General features: G+C 42.5%; 16 protein-coding genes and 1 other annotated feature. Of the genes, 11 read left to right on the top strand and 5 right to left on the bottom strand.

Translation table 11 applies throughout. The annotated features are described in order from the left end of the window. Window positions 1-247: 247 nt before the first annotated feature. Window positions 248-541: a hypothetical protein gene (locus ACVCDT_RS09935; RefSeq protein WP_447132615.1), complete on the bottom strand. Its 294-nt coding sequence runs from the start codon at window positions 539-541 to the stop codon at window positions 248-250. Window positions 542-775: 234 nt separating this feature from the next. Then, window positions 776-890 (top strand) — a sequence feature (His leader region). 71 nt (window positions 891-961) lie between these two features. Between ACVCDT_RS09935 and hisG the strand changes: the two genes are divergently transcribed. From hisG to ACVCDT_RS09885, 10 genes are all read left to right on the top strand, one after another. Then, complete coding sequence (gene hisG, locus ACVCDT_RS09930; RefSeq protein WP_447132614.1) at window positions 962-1,861, top strand: ATP phosphoribosyltransferase; 900 nt, start codon at window positions 962-964, stop codon at window positions 1,859-1,861. Window positions 1,862-1,893: 32 nt separating this feature from the next. Further along, the gene (gene hisD, locus ACVCDT_RS09925) at window positions 1,894-3,201 is read left to right on the top strand and encodes a histidinol dehydrogenase (protein WP_447132613.1); all 1,308 of its coding nucleotides are present in this window, start codon (window positions 1,894-1,896) and stop codon (window positions 3,199-3,201) included. Next, window positions 3,198-4,295 carry a histidinol-phosphate transaminase gene (gene hisC / locus ACVCDT_RS09920; RefSeq protein WP_447132612.1) on the top strand — a complete coding sequence of 366 codons (1,098 nt, stop codon included), beginning with the start codon at window positions 3,198-3,200 and terminating at the stop codon, window positions 4,293-4,295. Before hisD ends, hisC begins: the two co-directional genes overlap by 4 nt. Continuing rightward, window positions 4,292-5,362, top strand: coding sequence for a bifunctional histidinol-phosphatase/imidazoleglycerol-phosphate dehydratase HisB (gene hisB / locus ACVCDT_RS09915; protein WP_447132611.1), 1,071 nt, complete (start codon window positions 4,292-4,294; stop codon window positions 5,360-5,362). The genes hisC and hisB overlap by 4 nt, the downstream gene beginning before the upstream one ends. 2 nt (window positions 5,363-5,364) lie before the next feature. After that, window positions 5,365-5,970 carry an imidazole glycerol phosphate synthase subunit HisH gene (gene hisH, locus ACVCDT_RS09910; protein ID WP_447132610.1) on the top strand — a complete coding sequence of 202 codons (606 nt, stop codon included), beginning with the start codon at window positions 5,365-5,367 and terminating at the stop codon, window positions 5,968-5,970. Window positions 5,971-6,003: 33 nt separating this feature from the next. Next, entirely contained in the window at window positions 6,004-6,744 is a 741-nt protein-coding gene (hisA, locus tag ACVCDT_RS09905; protein ID WP_447132609.1) for a 1-(5-phosphoribosyl)-5-[(5-phosphoribosylamino)methylideneamino]imidazole-4-carboxamide isomerase, read from the top strand. Window positions 6,745-6,799: 55 nt separating this feature from the next. Continuing rightward, window positions 6,800-7,798 (top strand): branched-chain amino acid aminotransferase, encoded by a 999-nt coding sequence (locus tag ACVCDT_RS09900; protein ID WP_447132608.1) that lies wholly within the window; start codon window positions 6,800-6,802, stop codon window positions 7,796-7,798. A gap of 153 nt (window positions 7,799-7,951) precedes the next feature. Continuing rightward, complete coding sequence (hisF, locus tag ACVCDT_RS09895; RefSeq protein ID WP_447132607.1) at window positions 7,952-8,725, top strand: imidazole glycerol phosphate synthase subunit HisF; 774 nt, start codon at window positions 7,952-7,954, stop codon at window positions 8,723-8,725. A 34-nt stretch (window positions 8,726-8,759) separates the two neighbouring features. Continuing rightward, complete coding sequence (gene hisIE, locus ACVCDT_RS09890; RefSeq protein WP_447132606.1) at window positions 8,760-9,377, top strand: bifunctional phosphoribosyl-AMP cyclohydrolase/phosphoribosyl-ATP diphosphatase HisIE; 618 nt, start codon at window positions 8,760-8,762, stop codon at window positions 9,375-9,377. 321 nt (window positions 9,378-9,698) lie between these two features. Then, the gene (locus ACVCDT_RS09885) at window positions 9,699-10,094 is read left to right on the top strand and encodes a DUF3718 domain-containing protein (protein ID WP_447132605.1); all 396 of its coding nucleotides are present in this window, start codon (window positions 9,699-9,701) and stop codon (window positions 10,092-10,094) included. Window positions 10,095-10,244: 150 nt separating this feature from the next. On the opposite strand, the gene ACVCDT_RS09880 is transcribed toward ACVCDT_RS09885, so the two are convergent. Genes ACVCDT_RS09880 through ACVCDT_RS09865 form a run of 4 tightly spaced genes read right to left on the bottom strand, consistent with a single transcriptional unit; the run spans window position 10,245 to window position 14,201 of the window. Beyond that, window positions 10,245-11,219, bottom strand: a complete 975-nt coding sequence (locus ACVCDT_RS09880; RefSeq protein ID WP_447132604.1) for an NADPH:quinone oxidoreductase family protein — start codon at window positions 11,217-11,219, stop codon at window positions 10,245-10,247. Further along, window positions 11,216-12,271 (bottom strand): phosphotransferase family protein, encoded by a 1,056-nt coding sequence (locus ACVCDT_RS09875; RefSeq protein WP_447132603.1) that lies wholly within the window; start codon window positions 12,269-12,271, stop codon window positions 11,216-11,218. Before ACVCDT_RS09875 ends, ACVCDT_RS09880 begins: the two co-directional genes overlap by 4 nt. 23 nt (window positions 12,272-12,294) lie before the next feature. Next, window positions 12,295-13,512 carry an acyl-CoA dehydrogenase family protein gene (locus ACVCDT_RS09870; protein ID WP_447132602.1) on the bottom strand — a complete coding sequence of 406 codons (1,218 nt, stop codon included), beginning with the start codon at window positions 13,510-13,512 and terminating at the stop codon, window positions 12,295-12,297. An 11-nt stretch (window positions 13,513-13,523) separates the two neighbouring features. Next, entirely contained in the window at window positions 13,524-14,201 is a 678-nt protein-coding gene (locus ACVCDT_RS09865; RefSeq protein WP_447132601.1) for a histidine phosphatase family protein, read from the bottom strand. Between the two features lie 344 nt (window positions 14,202-14,545). On the opposite strand from ACVCDT_RS09865, the gene ACVCDT_RS09860 reads away from it, so the two are divergent. After that, window positions 14,546-17,131 carry a TonB-dependent receptor gene (locus ACVCDT_RS09860; RefSeq protein ID WP_447132600.1) on the top strand — a complete coding sequence of 862 codons (2,586 nt, stop codon included), beginning with the start codon at window positions 14,546-14,548 and terminating at the stop codon, window positions 17,129-17,131. The last annotated feature ends 59 nt before the right edge of the window (window positions 17,132-17,190 follow it).

The following is a 17,190-nucleotide window of genomic DNA, read 5'->3' as shown; positions in this document are numbered from 1 at the left end:
AACTATTTAATAAAGGTTCGTCTATCAAAAACAAAATTCACTCAAGGTAAACACCAAGTAAAACTCACTACTTTTTTTGTTGCTTTTTGGCCCAAATAACTGCGGCAATAAAGCCAATAAAAATAATCAGTCCGGCAGAAATTAAAATATCAAATAGTGCAGCCATAGTGTTTCCTGTGGTTTAGTGACGCATTAGCCTAAGTAAAAGTAATATAACTTGCACCAAAGGCTAATGGTAAAGATTAGATTAAACGTAAATATCTAGATGTTTTGGGCCTTTGCCTTTTTTATTCTCATCTTGCTCGGTATTATTTGCCTGTTGAGTGTCGGCTTTAGTTTCAGCTGGGGCCTGCTGTTGTTTTTTTTGTTGCTCTTGTTGTTTTTTGCGCGCTTCGCGCTCTTCGCCTTTTAACTCTTTTTCTTCGTCAGACAAAGCCCGCAAGGTTTCTTGCTTGTCTACTTGTTCAACCTTTTGGCTATCGTGGGCAATAGGTACTTTACCCTCACGGGGTAACACCGAAAATAATAAATCGTTGATCATTATTTCTCCTTAAGATTATGCAAAAACCTTTATATATACATAGACATCACTGTGCAAAAAACATTCAAATTTGTTATTCAATACTAACTTAGTCGATTTAATTGTAAGAAAGCTAGGACTTTCATGAGGTTTTCCCTTGCATTAATCAGGCCGATTGAATAATGTAGGCCTCACTAACGCCAAGCGGTTTAACAAAAGCGAAGAAACCATGAAATTTAACCTGAAAGCTGTGAGCCATCATCATCACCATATAGCATAACCTTTCAGGTATTTGCTGGGAGGTCTATTGGAACCTTCTAGCGGCGCAGACACACTCTAAACCCCCGGAAGGATCTTTCGGGGGTTTTTCTTTGGGGCTTTTAAAAACCCAGATAATTAGCCACAACAGAAGTCAAATAAACACTAAATTGGATTAAAAACATGAGTGATAACAACAGATTACGTATTGCAGTACAAAAGTCAGGACGATTAAGTGACGACAGCATTGCACTTTTAAAAGCCATAGGCATTAAGTTGCAAATTCGCGATAGGTTATTGATTGCTCATTCAACTAATCAACCCGTTGATCTATTACTTGTTCGCGATGACGACATTCCCGGCCTAGTCATGGACGGTGTGGTAGACCTAGGGTTTATCGGCCAAAACGAACTTGAAGAAAAAATGCTAGAGCGTCAGGCTGCAGGAAAAGTTGCTGATTACATTGAGTTAAGAAGGCTAGATTATGGCGGTTGCCGGTTATCTATTGCCGTTCCCAACGAAATGGACTACCAAGGTGTAGAATCATTGCAAGGTAAAAAAGTCGCCACTACCTACCCTTTTTTATTAGAGCGCTTTTTCAAACAAAAAAATATTCAGGCCAGCGCAGTGATGTTAACCGGCTCGGTTGAAGTGGCACCTAGAGCAGGGGTAGCCGATGCAATATGTGATTTGGTGTCAACCGGCGCCACCTTAGAGGCCAACGGTTTACAAGAAGCCGATGAAATATTTGTTTCTAAAGCTGTGCTTATTCAGCGTGCTGGCGAATTACCTGATACTAAACAAGCTTTTATTAATAAAATGCTGCCGCGTATTGACGGAGTGAATCAGGCCAAAGAAAGCAAATACATAATGTTGCACGCCCCTACTGCTTGTTTAGAGCAAGTTAAACGTTTATTGCCAGGCTCTGAAAATCCCACTGTTTTACCTTTAGCCGGTAATAATGATGTGGTGGCAGTGCATGTTGTAAGTCCAGAAACTCTGTTTTGGGAAACCATGGAAAAGCTTAAAGCCTTAGGTTGTCGTTCTATATTAGTAATGCCCATTGAAAAAATGATGTCTTAATTGGGTTAACGCAGCGAATAGGTTAATAAATCATGCAAAATTGGGCACAACTCACGCCAACACAACAAACGACATTGCTTAGTCGACCAGCATTAGCAGATAACCAAGCTTTAACTGCAACAGTGGCTGAAATTATCGCAAAAGTGCAAGCTCAGGGTGATCAGGCGTTATTCGCTTACACCGAAAAATTTGATGGAGCGAAATTGTCTAGCTTAGCTTTTGTCGAAGCGGATCAAGACACTTTTGCAAGCCAACTGAAACCCGAAGTTAAATGGGCAATAGATCAAGCTTACGCTAACATCAAAGCCTTTCATCAAGCGCAATATCCACAAGATACCCTAGTTGAAACATCTCCAGGGGTGGTATGCGAACTTAAACATGCCCCTTTAGCTAGTGTGGGGTTATATATTCCTGGTGGCACTGCGCCCTTACCTTCAACCGTTTTAATGTTAGGCGCCACTGCCCAAGTGGCAGGCTGTGCACGAAAAGTTTTATGCACGCCACCAGATAAAAACGGTCAAATTGCCGTAGAAATTCGTTACGCCGCCAGTTTATGTGGCATCGACGAAATTTATTTAGTTGGCGGTGCCCAAGCCATAGCAGCTATGGCATTAGGCACCCAAAGCATTAACAAAGTAGATAAAATATTTGGTCCGGGTAATAGTTATGTTACCGAGGCTAAACAACAGGTTAGTCGTATTGCGGCTGGTCCGGCTATCGATATGCCTGCAGGCCCATCAGAAGTGTTAGTGATTGCCGATGCATTAGCCAATCCGGTATTTGTAGCCGCTGATTTATTATCTCAAGCTGAGCATGGCAGTGATTCGCAAGCTGTTTTGGTTTCTAATAGTCGCCAATTAATTGCTGATGTGCAGCAACAAGTAGAAAAACAGCTAAAGCAATTAACCCGTGGAGTAATTGCCCAACAGGCTATGCAGCACAGCCGATATATTTTAACCGATAGTTTAGAGCAGGCTTTTGAAGTGAGTAATGCCTATGCTCCTGAACACCTAATATTACAATGTGACAATGCTCGCGACTGCTTAGCCAAGTTAACTAATGCCGGCTCCATCTTTGTCGGTCAATGGTCGCCTGAATCAGCAGGTGATTATGCCAGTGGTACCAACCACGTATTACCCACTTACGGTTATGCTCGCAACTATTCAAGCTTAGGCTTAGCCGATTTTATGCGCAGATACACAGTGCAGGAATTAACTTACCAAGGTTTACAAAATATTGGCAATGCCATTATGGATTTAGCTGATGCAGAAGGCCTAGATGCCCATAAACAAGCGGTTAAATTACGCCTAGATAGTGTTGAGCAAGGGGGCAAAGCATGAGCCAGTTAATCAATAAACTCTTAGCCCCAAACCTCAAAGCCCTTAAACCTTACGAATCAGCCAGACGTATCTTTGCTGGCGGCAATAGCACCACCGAAGTTTGGCTAAATGCTAACGAATCGCCTTTTGCTAATGACTATCAAATTTCCAGTCAACAACTCAACCGCTACCCAGAATGTCAGCCGCCAAGTGTGTTATTGCCATATGCCAAGTATGCTGGCGTGCAAAATGATCAAGTATTAGTTAGCCGCGGGGCTGATGAAGGCATTGAGCTACTCATTCGTACCTTTTGTACCCCTGCCCAAGATAAAATATTAATTTGTCCCCCTACCTATGGTATGTACGCCATTAGCGCGCAAACCTGTAATGTAGGGGTAGAACAAGCACCACTAAACGCCGATTTTAGTTTAGATTTGCCAGCAATTAAGGCCTTTAAAGGCCAAGTGAATCTGGTGTTTATTTGTTCACCCAATAACCCAACAGGCACCTCTGTTGACAAAGCTCAGCTACAACAACTACTCACACACTTTGCCGACTCGGCATTAGTAGTGGTAGACGAGGCTTATATTGAATTTGATCAAAATAATAGCTGGGCCAATGAATTAACTAACTACCCTAATTTGGTTATTTTACGCACTTTATCAAAAGCCTTTGCATTGGCGGGCTTACGTTGTGGTTTTACTTTAGCCAACTCAGAGATTATCCAATCTGTGCTAAAAGTCATTGCCCCTTACCCTGTACCAGAGCCAGTAGCGCAAATTGCCGCCCAAGCGCTAAGTGCTAATGGATTAAATAACATGGTCCAACAAGTTAACTATTTAGCCGAACAAAAGTCTTGGGTTAAACAACAGTTACAACAATTTAAAGATCTTGAATTAATCGGCGATGACAAAGCCAATTTTATTTTGTTTCGTCATCCGCAAAAGAACGCATTAATGCAATATTTAGTGGAAAATTCCGTGCTAATTCGCGATCAATCTAAACAGCACAGTCTTGAAAATTGCCTGCGGATTTCCCTTGGCAATCAATCTCAAAATCAAAAACTACTCGACTTAATGACGAGTTTTTTTAGTCAGCAGGAACCATCAGCATGAGTCAACAACCTATTCTTTTTATCGACAGAGACGGCACCTTAGTAGAAGAGCCGGCTATTGATAAACAATTAGACAGTTTAGAAAAACTGGTATTTGAACCTCAGGTTGTGCCTGTTTTATTAAAATTACAGCAGTTGGGGTTTCGCTTGGTCATGGTGTCTAACCAAGACGGACTAGGCACCTCGAGTTTCCCCCAAGCCGACTTTGATCTTGCTCACAACAAGATGATGGATATTTTTAACAGTCAGGGGGTGGTGTTTGACGATGTGTTAATTTGCCCGCACTTCGACAGTGATAATTGCAGTTGCCGTAAGCCCAAGTTAGGTCTGGTGAAAGACTATTTACAGCAAGGTAAAATCGACTTTACCCGTTCTTATGTAATAGGCGACCGCGATACTGATATTCAACTGGCTGAAAACATGGGGCTAGTTGGCATTAAATATCAACGCGATAGTCTTAATTGGCCAGCCATAGCAAAACAGTTATCTGTGTCTAAACGGGTGGCAAAGGTCGTTCGCAAAACCTCAGAAACCCAGATTGAAGTTGAAGTTGATTTAGACTCACAAGCCAAGTCTCGTATTGAAACTGGCCTAGGCTTTTTTGATCACATGTTAGATCAAATTGCGACTCACGGTGGTTTTGAACTAAACCTTAAGGTAGCCGGCGATTTACACATAGACGATCACCACAGTGTGGAAGACACGGCTTTAGCTTTAGGCGAAGCCATGAAAAAAGCCCTAGGGAATAAAAGAGGCATAGGTAGATTTGGCTTTGCATTACCTATGGACGAATGTCGAGCAGAGTGTATTTTAGACATTTCTAATCGCCCTCACCTACAATTTAACGCCGAATTTAGCCGCGATAAAGTGGGCGAAATGACCACAGAAATGGTGCCACATTTTTTCTACTCTTTGGCTCAAGCGATGGGATTATCTTTGCATTTATCCACCACAGAAGGCAATGCCCACCACCAAGTCGAAAGTTTATTTAAAGTATTTGGTCGCGCTTTACGTCAAGCCATTCATAAACAAGGTGAAGCCTTACCTAGCAGTAAAGGAGCCTTGTAGTTATGGCGCAACAAAAAATTGTGATTGTAAATACCGGCTGCGCCAATATTTCTTCGGTTAAATTTGCCTTAGAGCGCTTGGGCTCTGTGGTGCGGGTCAGTGATGAACATGCTGAAATTCAACAGGCAGATAAAGTGTTTTTGCCCGGAGTAGGCAGCGCTCAAGCGGCCATGGCCAGCATAGAACAAAAACAACTGAGTAGCGTTATTCAAGGACTGACTCAACCGGTTTTGGGGATTTGTTTAGGTATGCAACTTATGGTTAAACAATCCGCCGAAAGTCAGCAAGGAGACGTGGCATGTTTAGGCTTAATGCCTGGCCAAGTAAAACGCATGCAAGTGGGAGAGTTAAGGTTACCGCATATGGGTTGGAATACTGTCACCCCCATTAAAGATGCGCCGCTTTTTAAAGGCATAGATCCAGCTAGCTATTTCTATTTTGTACATAGTTTTGCCGTTGGCATATCCAATATCACTATGGCCAGTTGCCAATACGGTATGGATTTTTCAGCCGCCATTCAGCAAGACAACTTTTTTGGCGTACAATTTCACCCTGAACGCTCAAGTGAAGCTGGCGCGCAGCTGCTGAAAAACTTTATTGATTTATAACACTACCGATTTAACTAAAGTGAATTTAAACAGATGATAATACCAGCCATAGATTTAATTGAGGGTTCAGTGGTACGTCTTTATCAAGGCGATTACCAACAAAAAACCGAATATTCACTCGATCCTATTGAAGTAGTGCATAACTATGCCGATCAAGGAGCGAGTTGGTTACACATAGTGGATTTAACTGGAGCCAAAGATACTAACAAACGCCAGTTAAAGCTGATTAGCCAAATGGTGGCCACTAAGCGTATGCAATTTCAAGCTGGAGGTGGCATTCGCTCAGAGCAAGATGTAGCCCAACTAATAGAGATTGGGGTCAAACGCGTGGTGATAGGCTCTTTGGCGGTCAAGCAGCCAGAATTGGTTAAAAGTTGGATAAGCCAATATGGCGCAGATGCCATAGTATTGGCGCTAGATATCAATATTGATCAGGCTGGCAATAAGTTTATCGCCACTCATGGTTGGCAAGAAAATTCTGGGGTATCCATTGAAGCCTTATTAGAGGATTTTTTAGCCGTGGGCGCTAAGCATGTTTTATGTACAGACATTAGCCGAGACGGTACCCTGCAAGGCGCGAATCACCAACTTTACACTGAGTTAACCGAGAGATTTCCCTCTGTAGGTTGGCAAGCATCAGGTGGCATTGGTAATCTTAACGATATTGCCGTACTCAAACCCAGTAAGGTCGCTGGCGTGATCTTAGGTCGTGCTCTTTTAGAAGGTAAATTTACCGTTAAACAAGCGATTGAGTGTTGGAATTCGGCGCATTAATTACAACCAGATAACATTTATTATTCTTTATAAATTAACCAATTAGGAAATTATCATGGCGGCTTTTGGTACAGTGTTTATGCCTAAAATGGCATTCACTAGCTTTGAAAATAATCAGTGGAAGCAAGCGACGACTGTTGCCTCAGACAGTATACAGTTGCATCCCGGCGCGCATGTATTGCATTATTCCAGCACCTGTTTTGAGGGGCTGAAGGCGTTTAAACATGCAGACGGCAGCGTGCATGTTTTTCGTATGGATCAAAACTTAAAACGTTTTGCTCAAAGCAGCGAATTGTTATCACTACCTAGTATTGATCAACAACAAGTGGCTGAGATGATCTTAGGCATAGTGAGTCAATACCAAGCAGACATTCCTCAGCCACCAGGCTCAATGTACATTCGCCCAACCCACATAGGCACTGAAGCCGCCATAGGTAAAGCCGCAGCACCTAGCATGGAATCTATGCTTTATGTGTTGGTGTCTCCAGTTGGTGATTATTTTACCGGTGGAGCTAAACCTCTTAGATTATTGTTAGACGAAAGCGGCATGCGTTGTGCGCCACATATGGGCATGATCAAAAGTGGTGGTAACTACGCTAGCGCATTAGGTCCAATTTTAGCCGCTAAAAAAGCCGTACAAGCCGATCAAATTTTATTTTGTCCTAATGGCGATGTGCAAGAAACCGGGGCGGCCAACTTTTTGTTAATTGATGGCAACGAAATTATCACTAAAGCTTTAGATACCAGTTTTTTACATGGTGTGACTCGCAGTTCAATTTTAACGCTAGCTGCAGATATGGGTATGAAAGTCACTGAAACCCAATTATCAGTTGTGGAATTATTAACTCGCGCAGCTAAGCCTAATGTTGAAGCCGCACTTTCGGGAACAGCAGCGGTACTAACCCCTGTAGGCACCTTAATTCACAATGGCCAAGAACATAAAGTCGGCACCGGTGAAGGTGGCGCCACTACTCAAAAGTTACGCCAAGCGTTAAACGACATTCAATGGGGCAAAGCGGCCGATAAACACAATTGGTTGACCCAAGTAAAATAACCATAGAGCCGTGCTTATTGCCGGCTTAGTGCGCAAGATCAGCTAAGTTTAGAGGTCTTGCCAACTCGTTTCTTAATTTAATTTTAAATTCAGCTTTAGCTCGATTCGGTTTCTAAAACGTTCGAACTAGATAGCACTAGTATAGGTTTTTATATGTTAGCTAAACGCATTATCCCTTGTTTAGATGTGAAAGATGGCAAAGTGGTCAAAGGGGTAAAATTTCGCAATCACGAAATCATTGGTGACATAGTGCCTTTGGCTGAACAATACGCCCAACAAGGTGCTGATGAATTAGTGTTTTATGACATTACTGCTTCAAGCGATCAAAGAGTGGTAGATAAAAGTTGGGTGACTCGCATTGCACAAGTGATAGACATTCCTTTTTGCGTGGCAGGTGGCATAAAAACCATAGAAGATGCGGGCAAAATTTTAGAAATGGGTGCCGATAAAATTTCGGTTAACTCCCCTGCTTTAGCCGATCCTGAATTGATCACCCGCTTGCACCACACTTTTGGCCAACAATGTGTGGTGGTGGGCATAGACAGTTTTTACAACCAAGCAACAGGCCAATATCAAGTGCATCAATATACAGGGGATGAATCCCGCACTCAGGTGACAAACTGGCAAACCGCAGATTGGATCCAAGAAGTGCAACAACGCGGCGCGGGTGAAATTGTATTAAATTGTATGAATCAAGATGGAGTGCGCCAAGGTTATGATCTAGCGCAACTGTCAGCCATACGTCAAGCATGCAAAGTTCCGTTAATTGCATCAGGCGGCGCGGGTGAAAAAGCCCACTTTAAAGATGTATTTGAACAAGCCGATGTAGACGGAGCCCTGGCCGCTTCTGTATTTCACAAGGGCATAATTGGCATTCCTGAATTAAAAGCTTATTTGCGCAGTCAAAATATAGTGATGAGAAACTAAAGCGAGTTCAAGCTAAATAACAGTAGAGAATAAAATGATCATTAGCACAGACAATATCCATACATTAGCTTGGCAGAAGATGGACAACCTGATCCCCTGCATAGTGCAAAATGCCCAAAACGGCAAAGTATTAATGCAAGGCTTTATGGATAAACAAGCCATAACTAAAACCCTTGAAAGCGGTTTAGTGACCTTTTTTAGTCGCTCTAAACAACGCCTTTGGACCAAGGGTGAAGAGTCAGGCAATCACTTAGCTCTTGTTGAGCTAAGCAGCGACTGTGACCAAGATTGTTTACTAGCACTGGCTAACCCTGTAGGCCCCACTTGCCACAAAGGCACAGAAACCTGTTGGGCCGACAGTCAATCAGCCGAAATTAGTTTTATTGCTGAATTAGAATCTGTCATAGCAGCACGTAAAGGGGCAGATCCTGAAAGCAGTTACACGGCTCACTTATACAGCAAAGGCATTAAACGTATCGCGCAAAAAGTGGGAGAAGAAGGGGTAGAAACCGCTTTAGCTGCCACAGTCAAAGATTTAGACGAGTTAAAAAACGAATCAGCAGATTTGCTTTATCACCTGTTAGTATTATTACAAGCCAGCGATTTAAGCCTGACTGATGTAATAGCAGTATTAAAAGCTCGCCACAGTTAGGCCACTTAATTAAGGCTTGAGTTAACCACTTAGAGGCATTACTCAAGCCTTAATTTTTGTTAGACATCGGCTTTTATCTACTTTTTTTAGCAAAATAATCAGCTTATATTGAATCAAAAAACACCCCAGTAATTTTTTCCACAGCTCAACATTACTCTATGCTCTAGCCAGTTTTCCATTGGCTACAAACAGTCACTAAAGTATCAAACCTCATACCCAAGTATTGTCTTGCAGATTTTTTAATCAAGCAAAATGCTTTTTAATCACCTCATCGAAACACATTATCTACATCAAAATAATTTAGCAAAGAGGAAATTAACCATGTTGAAAATAGTTAAAACTTCAATCGCTATCGCCACTTTAAGTGTATTCAGCGCCGGCCAAGCCCAAGCTGACGTAGGCGAAGCATTACAAAACATTTGTACCATTGTAAAAGCCGATGACAAAGGCGAGTTACGTAAGAAGATGAAACGTGTTCAATCAGATTACAGATTGAAACTTAAAGATTACTACACAGGTGTGTCATGTGGTGGCAATAGCTTAATTCGCACCGCACTATTAAGTGACGCAGTTGAAACAGGCACACTTATGGTAAAGAAAATGCCTAAAGGTGATTTAAAAGCCCCAGAAAAAGACGGTAAGACCATTCTTGATTGGGCTGCCGAAAATGGTTTAGCCGGCTCAGCTATTGTAGCTGAATTAAACGACAGAATTTAATTTGGCTACAAGCCAAACCTGAACAAAGTGGCCTAAAACCACAGTAACGTTCAACATGGAAGGGGGGTAGCTTATCCTGCCCTCCTTATTAAAACGGCCTCTTTTGAGGCCGTTTTTTTATCTAGGGTTAACTAACAGAAAAATTCTTAGTTAAGGTTTTAAGGTCATTTTGCCTTTTACTTCTCGGTTCATCACTGTGTTTAGGGCGTCTTTAGCATTTTCTAAGGGCACCACCTTATCTACCCTAACCTTGACTTTACCTTCAACATACCAGCTTAGTAACTCTTGCATATTCTTAGCAAACTCTTGGGGTTGATGTTGAGTAAAAGAGCCCCAAAATACCCCAACCACTGAATAACCTTTTACTAAGGCTAAGTTAACCGGAAACTCAGGAATACTGCCTCCAGCAAAGCCAACTACTAATAATCGACCATTCCAGGCCATGCTTCTCGAACAAGCATGAAAAGTATCACCACCAACGCATTCGTAAACCACATCCACACCTTTACCTTCTGTGGCGTCTTTAATAGCAGTTTTTAAATCGGTTTGGGTGTAGTTGATCAGAATATCTGCGCCATTTTGTTTGGCTAAGTCCAACTTTTCTTGGGTTGAACACACAGCTATTACTTTAGCCCCCATTTGCTTGCCAATTTGCACAGCAGCTAAGCCAGTTCCTCCCGCAGCTCCTGTTACCAACAAGGTTTCACCTGCTTGAATTTGCGCTCGTTGTTTAAGGGCATGATGTGCAGTAGCGTGAGCAGTGACTAAGGCCGCCGCTTCTTCATCTGGGATGACATCAGGAATAGGAATGATATGGCTAGCTGGGCATAGCACTTTTTGCGCATAGCCGCCTAACATGCACATAGCAATCACTCTTGCCCCTACTTTTACATGCTCTACCCCTTCCCCTACCTCAGTGATGACGCCCGCAACTTCGCTGCCAGGAATAAAGGGAAAGTCGGGTTTCATTTGATATAAGCCCTGCACTAATAATCCATCTGGAAAATTCACCCCACAGGCTTTTACCTCCACCAACACATGACCTTTTTTAATCTCGGGATCGGGCACATCTTTAAAAATAAGAGATTCTACCGGGGCAAACTTTTCACATACTATGGCTTTCATATTGATTCTCCTTGCTCTGAATGAGTAAGTTTTAAGGCGTATTGAGCTAAAGGTTTTACCATTGCGCCTACTTGCTGGGCTTCTTTATTAGAGGCATTGCCTTCTTCAGCACGTTTAGCCACCCCTTGAGCGATAGCCGCTAAACGGAAAAAACAAAAGGCTAGATAGAAATTCCAATTATCAATTTTTTCTATTCCCACTAATTGGCAATAGGCTGCCACATAGTCTGCTTCTTCAGGGATCCCAAGGGCAGCTCGATCGACTCCGCCTAAACCTGTGGACTTACCCACATTCTCGGGCAAGCGCAGTTGCATACATTGGTAAGCAAGGTCGGCATAAGGATGACCTAAAGTCGATAGCTCCCAATCAAGCACAGCCATAATTTCGGGTGTCTGCGGGTCAAACATCAAATTATCCATGCGATAATCGCCATGCACTAAACAAACTTTTCCATCGTCTTCAGGTAAGTTTTGCTCTAACCAAGTTATGAGAGCATCCATCTCTGGAATCTCTTGAATTTTGGATAATTGGTATTGTTTACTCCAGCGACTTAGCTGGCGTTGATAATAATTGCCTGGCTTACCATAATCACTTAACCCCACTGCATCTATGTCAACACTGTGCAAGTCTGCGAGCACCTGTACCATATTTTGATACATCTGGGCACGGGTTTGATTTGAATCAATATCAGGTAAAGAGCTGTTCCAAAATACTCGCCCTTCTTTATATTCCATCACATAAAACATACTGCCTATAACAGAGCTGTCTTCACATAAATGATACACCTTAGCCACAGGCACTTTCGAGCCTTGTAAAGCGGCTAACACTCTAAACTCTCTATCAACAGCATGGGCAGATTTAAGCAACTTACCTGGGGGTTGACGCCTAAGCACATAAGTTTGCTTAGCTGTAGTTAATTTAAAGGTTGGGTTTGACTGACCACCAGCAAACTTAGTGCTACTAACAGGCCCTTCAAATCCTTCTATATGTTGAGATAAATAATCTGCGAGTCTTTGCTCGTCTAACTGTTCAACTGCGCCTCTTTCGGGCATAACTCTGTCCTCTTGCTACTGGCTTATTTAGCATGCTTATCTTTGATTAAGTTACGCCCCAATTGCATCATATGCACTTCATCTGGGCCGTCTGCTAAACGTATGGTTCGGGCGTAAGCATAGGTGGCAGATAATATTAAATCTTGACTGGTGCCAGCCGCGCCATGCATTTGAATGGCTTTGTCAATGACATTACATGCCATTTTAGGGGCCACTATTTTAATAGCAGCAATAATATTGCGGCTGACCTTATTGCCATACCTGTCCATATTATCTGCCGCTTTTAAAGTAAGTAAGCGCGCTTGTTCAATATCACAATGCATTTGCGCAATATTTTCTCGTATTGACTGCTGCTTGCTTAGTGGCTGACCAAACGCAATGCGTTGTTCAACCCTTTCGCAGGCCATGTCTAGCGCTCGCTGAGCGCATCCAATTAAACGCATACAATGGTGAATTCGCCCTGGTCCCAATCGACCTTGTGCTATGGCAAAGCCTTCCCCTTCGCCCACCAACAAGTTCGCCGCTGGCACTCGCACATTATCAAAATTTACTTCTGCATGGCCTATAGGTTCATCATAATGTCCCATGGCGGCCATGGGTCTTATTACTGTTACGCCTTTAGTATCTATTGGCACTAATATTTGCGATTGTTGCTGATGACGAGGAGCCGAAGGATCGGTTTTCCCCATTACCACCATAATTTTACAATTAGTATTCATGGCGCCGCTGGTATACCACTTGCGTCCATTAATCACATAGTCATTGCCGTCACGCACAATAGAGGTTTCAATATTAGTTGCATCAGATGAGGCAACAGCAGGCTCTGTCATGGCAAAGGCCGAACGAATTTTGCCCGCCAACAAAGGCTTTAACCATTTCTCTTTGTGTTCGTCACTACCGTATCTGGCCAAGACTTCCATATTTCCGGTATCAGGCGCGCTGCAATTAAAGACTTCTGAGCTCCATAACACTCGCCCCATAATTTCACACAAAGGGGCATACTCTAAATTGCTTAACCCTGCACCATAAGGTAAATATTCTGCAGGTAAAAACAAATTCCACAAGCCAGCGGCTTGGGCCTTTTGCTTAAGCCCTTCCATCATGGCTGGGGTAGTCCAGCGCTCATGATTATTGTGTACGGCATTAATATACTCTTGCTCTACAGGGTAAATATGTTCCTGCATAAAAGCCTGCAAGCGCTCTATTAACTGTTGAGATTTATCGGAATAATCAAAATTCATACTTTTGTCCTTTAGCTAAAGGTAATACTGTCCAATCTTTCTGGGCAGTCTAAATGCGGCACATTGTTAAAACTGGCCAATCTGACACTGTGCTGGTTAAAATAAAACTGACTAACACTGGTATTTTTAATTTGCATATTGAGCTCTATCACCTGCTGGGCATCTAACCCCAGCACTAAACTCATTAACATAGACATGGCCCCACCAGAACTGACGATTAATACCGCTTGTTTACTGGGCTGTTTACACACCTCTGCTAACGCGTCTTGCACCCGAGTTTGAAAATCCGCCCAACTTTCTTGCAACATATCGCTGGCGATTTCATTGTGCGCCCAAGCGCGCATGGCAAGTTTTAACAATCGATAAAAATCGGCAGCGGGTGCCTGTTTAGGCAATTGATGTTGAGGGTGTTCTTGCAAAAAAGCAGCGCCGATATTTTCGAAGTCAAATTCGTTAAAGCCAGTATTTACATGCATTTTTGGTTGGTAACCTAAGCCAGCCACTATGCCTTCTGCGGTTTGTGTATGGCGCTGTAAGTCGCCCAGATAGAGGTCAGAGAATTGTACATTTCTCGAAGCAAAATACTCACCTAACCACTTAGCTTGCTGGTGTCCTAAAGGGCTTAAATTGTCGTAATTTTCTGCTCCAAAAGACGCTTGCCCATGGCGAACTAAATAAAATTCAGACATCTATTTTTCCATGCAAATGTTAATAAGTTGATAATATGATGAATTGGTTTATTAGTTGAATTTATTATTCTAATCAAATTGTATTTAGCAAATTTATGCCTTTAAAATCGAATAAACCCAAGGTTTTAAGTTCATTTAAGTATAAGCTGCTGCCAAATAACAAAAAAACTTCATTAACATTTCACAAACCAATCATTTACTTTTGCTAGACTCTCTTGATAAAGTTACAGGTCTGACAAGTGATGCTTTTAAGTTAATTCACTGTTTAAGCATTTAGCTCAAAACGTTTTTAGTCCATAGAGCCAAAAATAGACTAGCCTAGCTAGCAAAAATGAGAACACATAATGAGACAAACTCTGCCACAACGTTTTAAACCCTCTGCCCTTTCTTCTTTAGTCGGTCTGTCACTCGCTTTATCTAGCACAGTGGGATTTGCTCAAGAAACACAAGCTGAAGATCAAAGCGGCTTAGAAACCATTACCGTAACTGCACAAAAACGTGCGCAAAATCTTCAAGAAGTCCCTGTATCTGTTACCGCCTTTACTGGTGACGAAATGGCTGAAGCCGTCATTAAAGATATGTACGACTTGCAAACCAACGTACCTGGCTTAGGCGCATTTCAAAGCCAAAGTGCCACTAACTCAAGCTTTTCAATTCGTGGTGTAGGCACCTCATCACAAAACTTTGGTTTAGAGTCTTCGGTTGGTTTATACGTTGACGGCGTATACCGTGCACGTCAAAACTCTATGATCAACAACCTAGTGGATGTTGCTGCAGTTGAAGTACTGCGTGGTCCACAAGGTACACTTTTTGGTAAAAACACGCCTTCTGGTGCGATTTTGGTTAGCACAGTTAAACCAAGCCACGATGGCGGTGACGGATTTGTTGAAGCAACCCTAGGTAACTATGGATTAGTTAACGTTTCTGGTGCCATGTCGTTTTCTGCTATTGAAGATGTATTAGCATTTCGTGCAACTGGTTTTACTAGTCACAGAGATGGCACAGTTAGTGACATCAACCTTGGCGAAGACAGCATCAACGACAGAAACCGTTGGGGCGGCAGATTACAAGCCTTGTTTACCCCTAACGATGACGTATCCTTAAGAATTATTGCCGACTACTCTGACATTGATGAAATTTGTTGTGGCGCCCCTGTTCAGTTAAGCAATTTCCAAGCAACGGAAATTCCAGGCAAGTTTGGTTCAGATGCAGCCTTACCAGCCCTAGGTGGCACGGTATTTCCTGGCGGCGATGCCTTCTTTGATCGTGAAGTAGCTGTGTCATTCTTACCAGTTTCAACCATGACAGATAAAGGTTTGTCTGCAGAATTGAACTGGGAACTAGACGACAACTTCACTTTTGTGTCTATTTCTGCTTATCGTAACTTTGTGTCTTACGACAACATTGATGCAGACTTCACTGATGCCGATTTGTTTGGCACGGTGAATGATTCTCGTCAAAAGTCTTTCTCACAAGAAGTACGCTTAGACTATACCAGTGAAAAACTTAACTACATCTTAGGTGCTTATTATTTCACCCAAGAATTGGACTTAGACTACAGCCTGTACACTGATAATACCTTTAATCAGTTTTTCTTAGCCTCAACTGGTGGCTTACTTGATCCGCTTATTGATGGACTAAATCAGGTTAGCGCCTTAACAGGTGGCTTTATTGCTCCAGCTGCCACACCGGCCCCTGCGGGCACAGGCTTTGACCATGTTGCAGATCAAGAACACGAAAGCACAGCATTGTTTGGTCAGTTTGATTATAAACTTAGTGATGAAGTGACTTTAACTGCAGGTATTCGTTACACAGACGAAACCAAAGATCTGGTTACTATCTTTAGCGAAAACCTAGCCAGTGGCGCAGATTTCCCTAGCTTTTTTAACTCTCAAACTGAGTTAGCTATAGGTGGTGCAATGGCTGGTGCAGCCTTACAAAGAATTGGCGCTGCACTTATGACAGGCCAAGCCCCAACTTCTGCTGATCTTGAACTCATCCGTCCTTTCCAAACTGAAGGATGGGGTTTCCAAGCTTTAGCAGCCACAACGGCTTCTCGTCCTAATATTGTTGAGTCTTTAGAAGACGATCAAATCACAGGAACAGTTAAGTTAAGCTGGGAGCCAGAGCGCGGCACCTTGTACTACGCGTCTTATGGACAAGGTTATAAGTCTGGTGGAACTAACACCGACCGTATTGCAGCTGGCTTTAATCCTCTGTTTGATGCCGAAACTTCTGAATCAGTTGAAGTTGGGATCAAGAAAGACTTTGATGATCAAGACCTGCGTATTAATGCCGCAGCGCATTACACCACAGTTGAAGATTTCCAAGCGAATACCTTTACCGGAAATGGCTTTAATCTACAAAACGCCGGTGATTACGAAATTAAAGGCTTTGAAGTTGAAGCAACTTGGTTACCTATGGATGAGCTTGAAGTTAACTTAGCCTATGCCTTTGTTGACGCTGAGTATAAAACCTTCGAAAGAGGAAACTGTTGGTTAGCTTATACATGGCACACAGGACAAGATGATCCAGGTCGTCAAAACCCAACGGATCAATTCTGTGACCGCTCTGGTGACAGACCTGGTGGCGAGCCTAAACATTATGCTGTATTAAGCCTGAAAAAAGACTTTGAAATGGCTGACGGTATTTATGCCTATGTTCAAGGTGATTACAGCTACACTAGCGAAATAGTGTTAGATGGCAGTAACGACCCTTATGCAATACAAGATGCATATAATGTATTGAACCTACGTTTATTCATGAATTTCGAAGACATGGATGCTGATGTAATTATTTGGGGTAGAAATATCCTAGACGAAGAGTACATCAACCGTACAAACTTCAATGCACCGTTACAATCGGGTAAATTAAATGCCTATATGTCTGAACCTGCTACTTTTGGGGTAACAGTGAAAAAACGTTTTTAAGGGTTTAACTTAAAAATACTCATTAAAAAGCCGGCAAAAGCCGGCTTTTTGTTGTTTTG

The sequence above is a fragment of the Paraglaciecola aestuariivivens genome (genome assembly GCF_052983255.1).
This window is presented reverse-complemented; position numbering and strand designations above follow the sequence as displayed.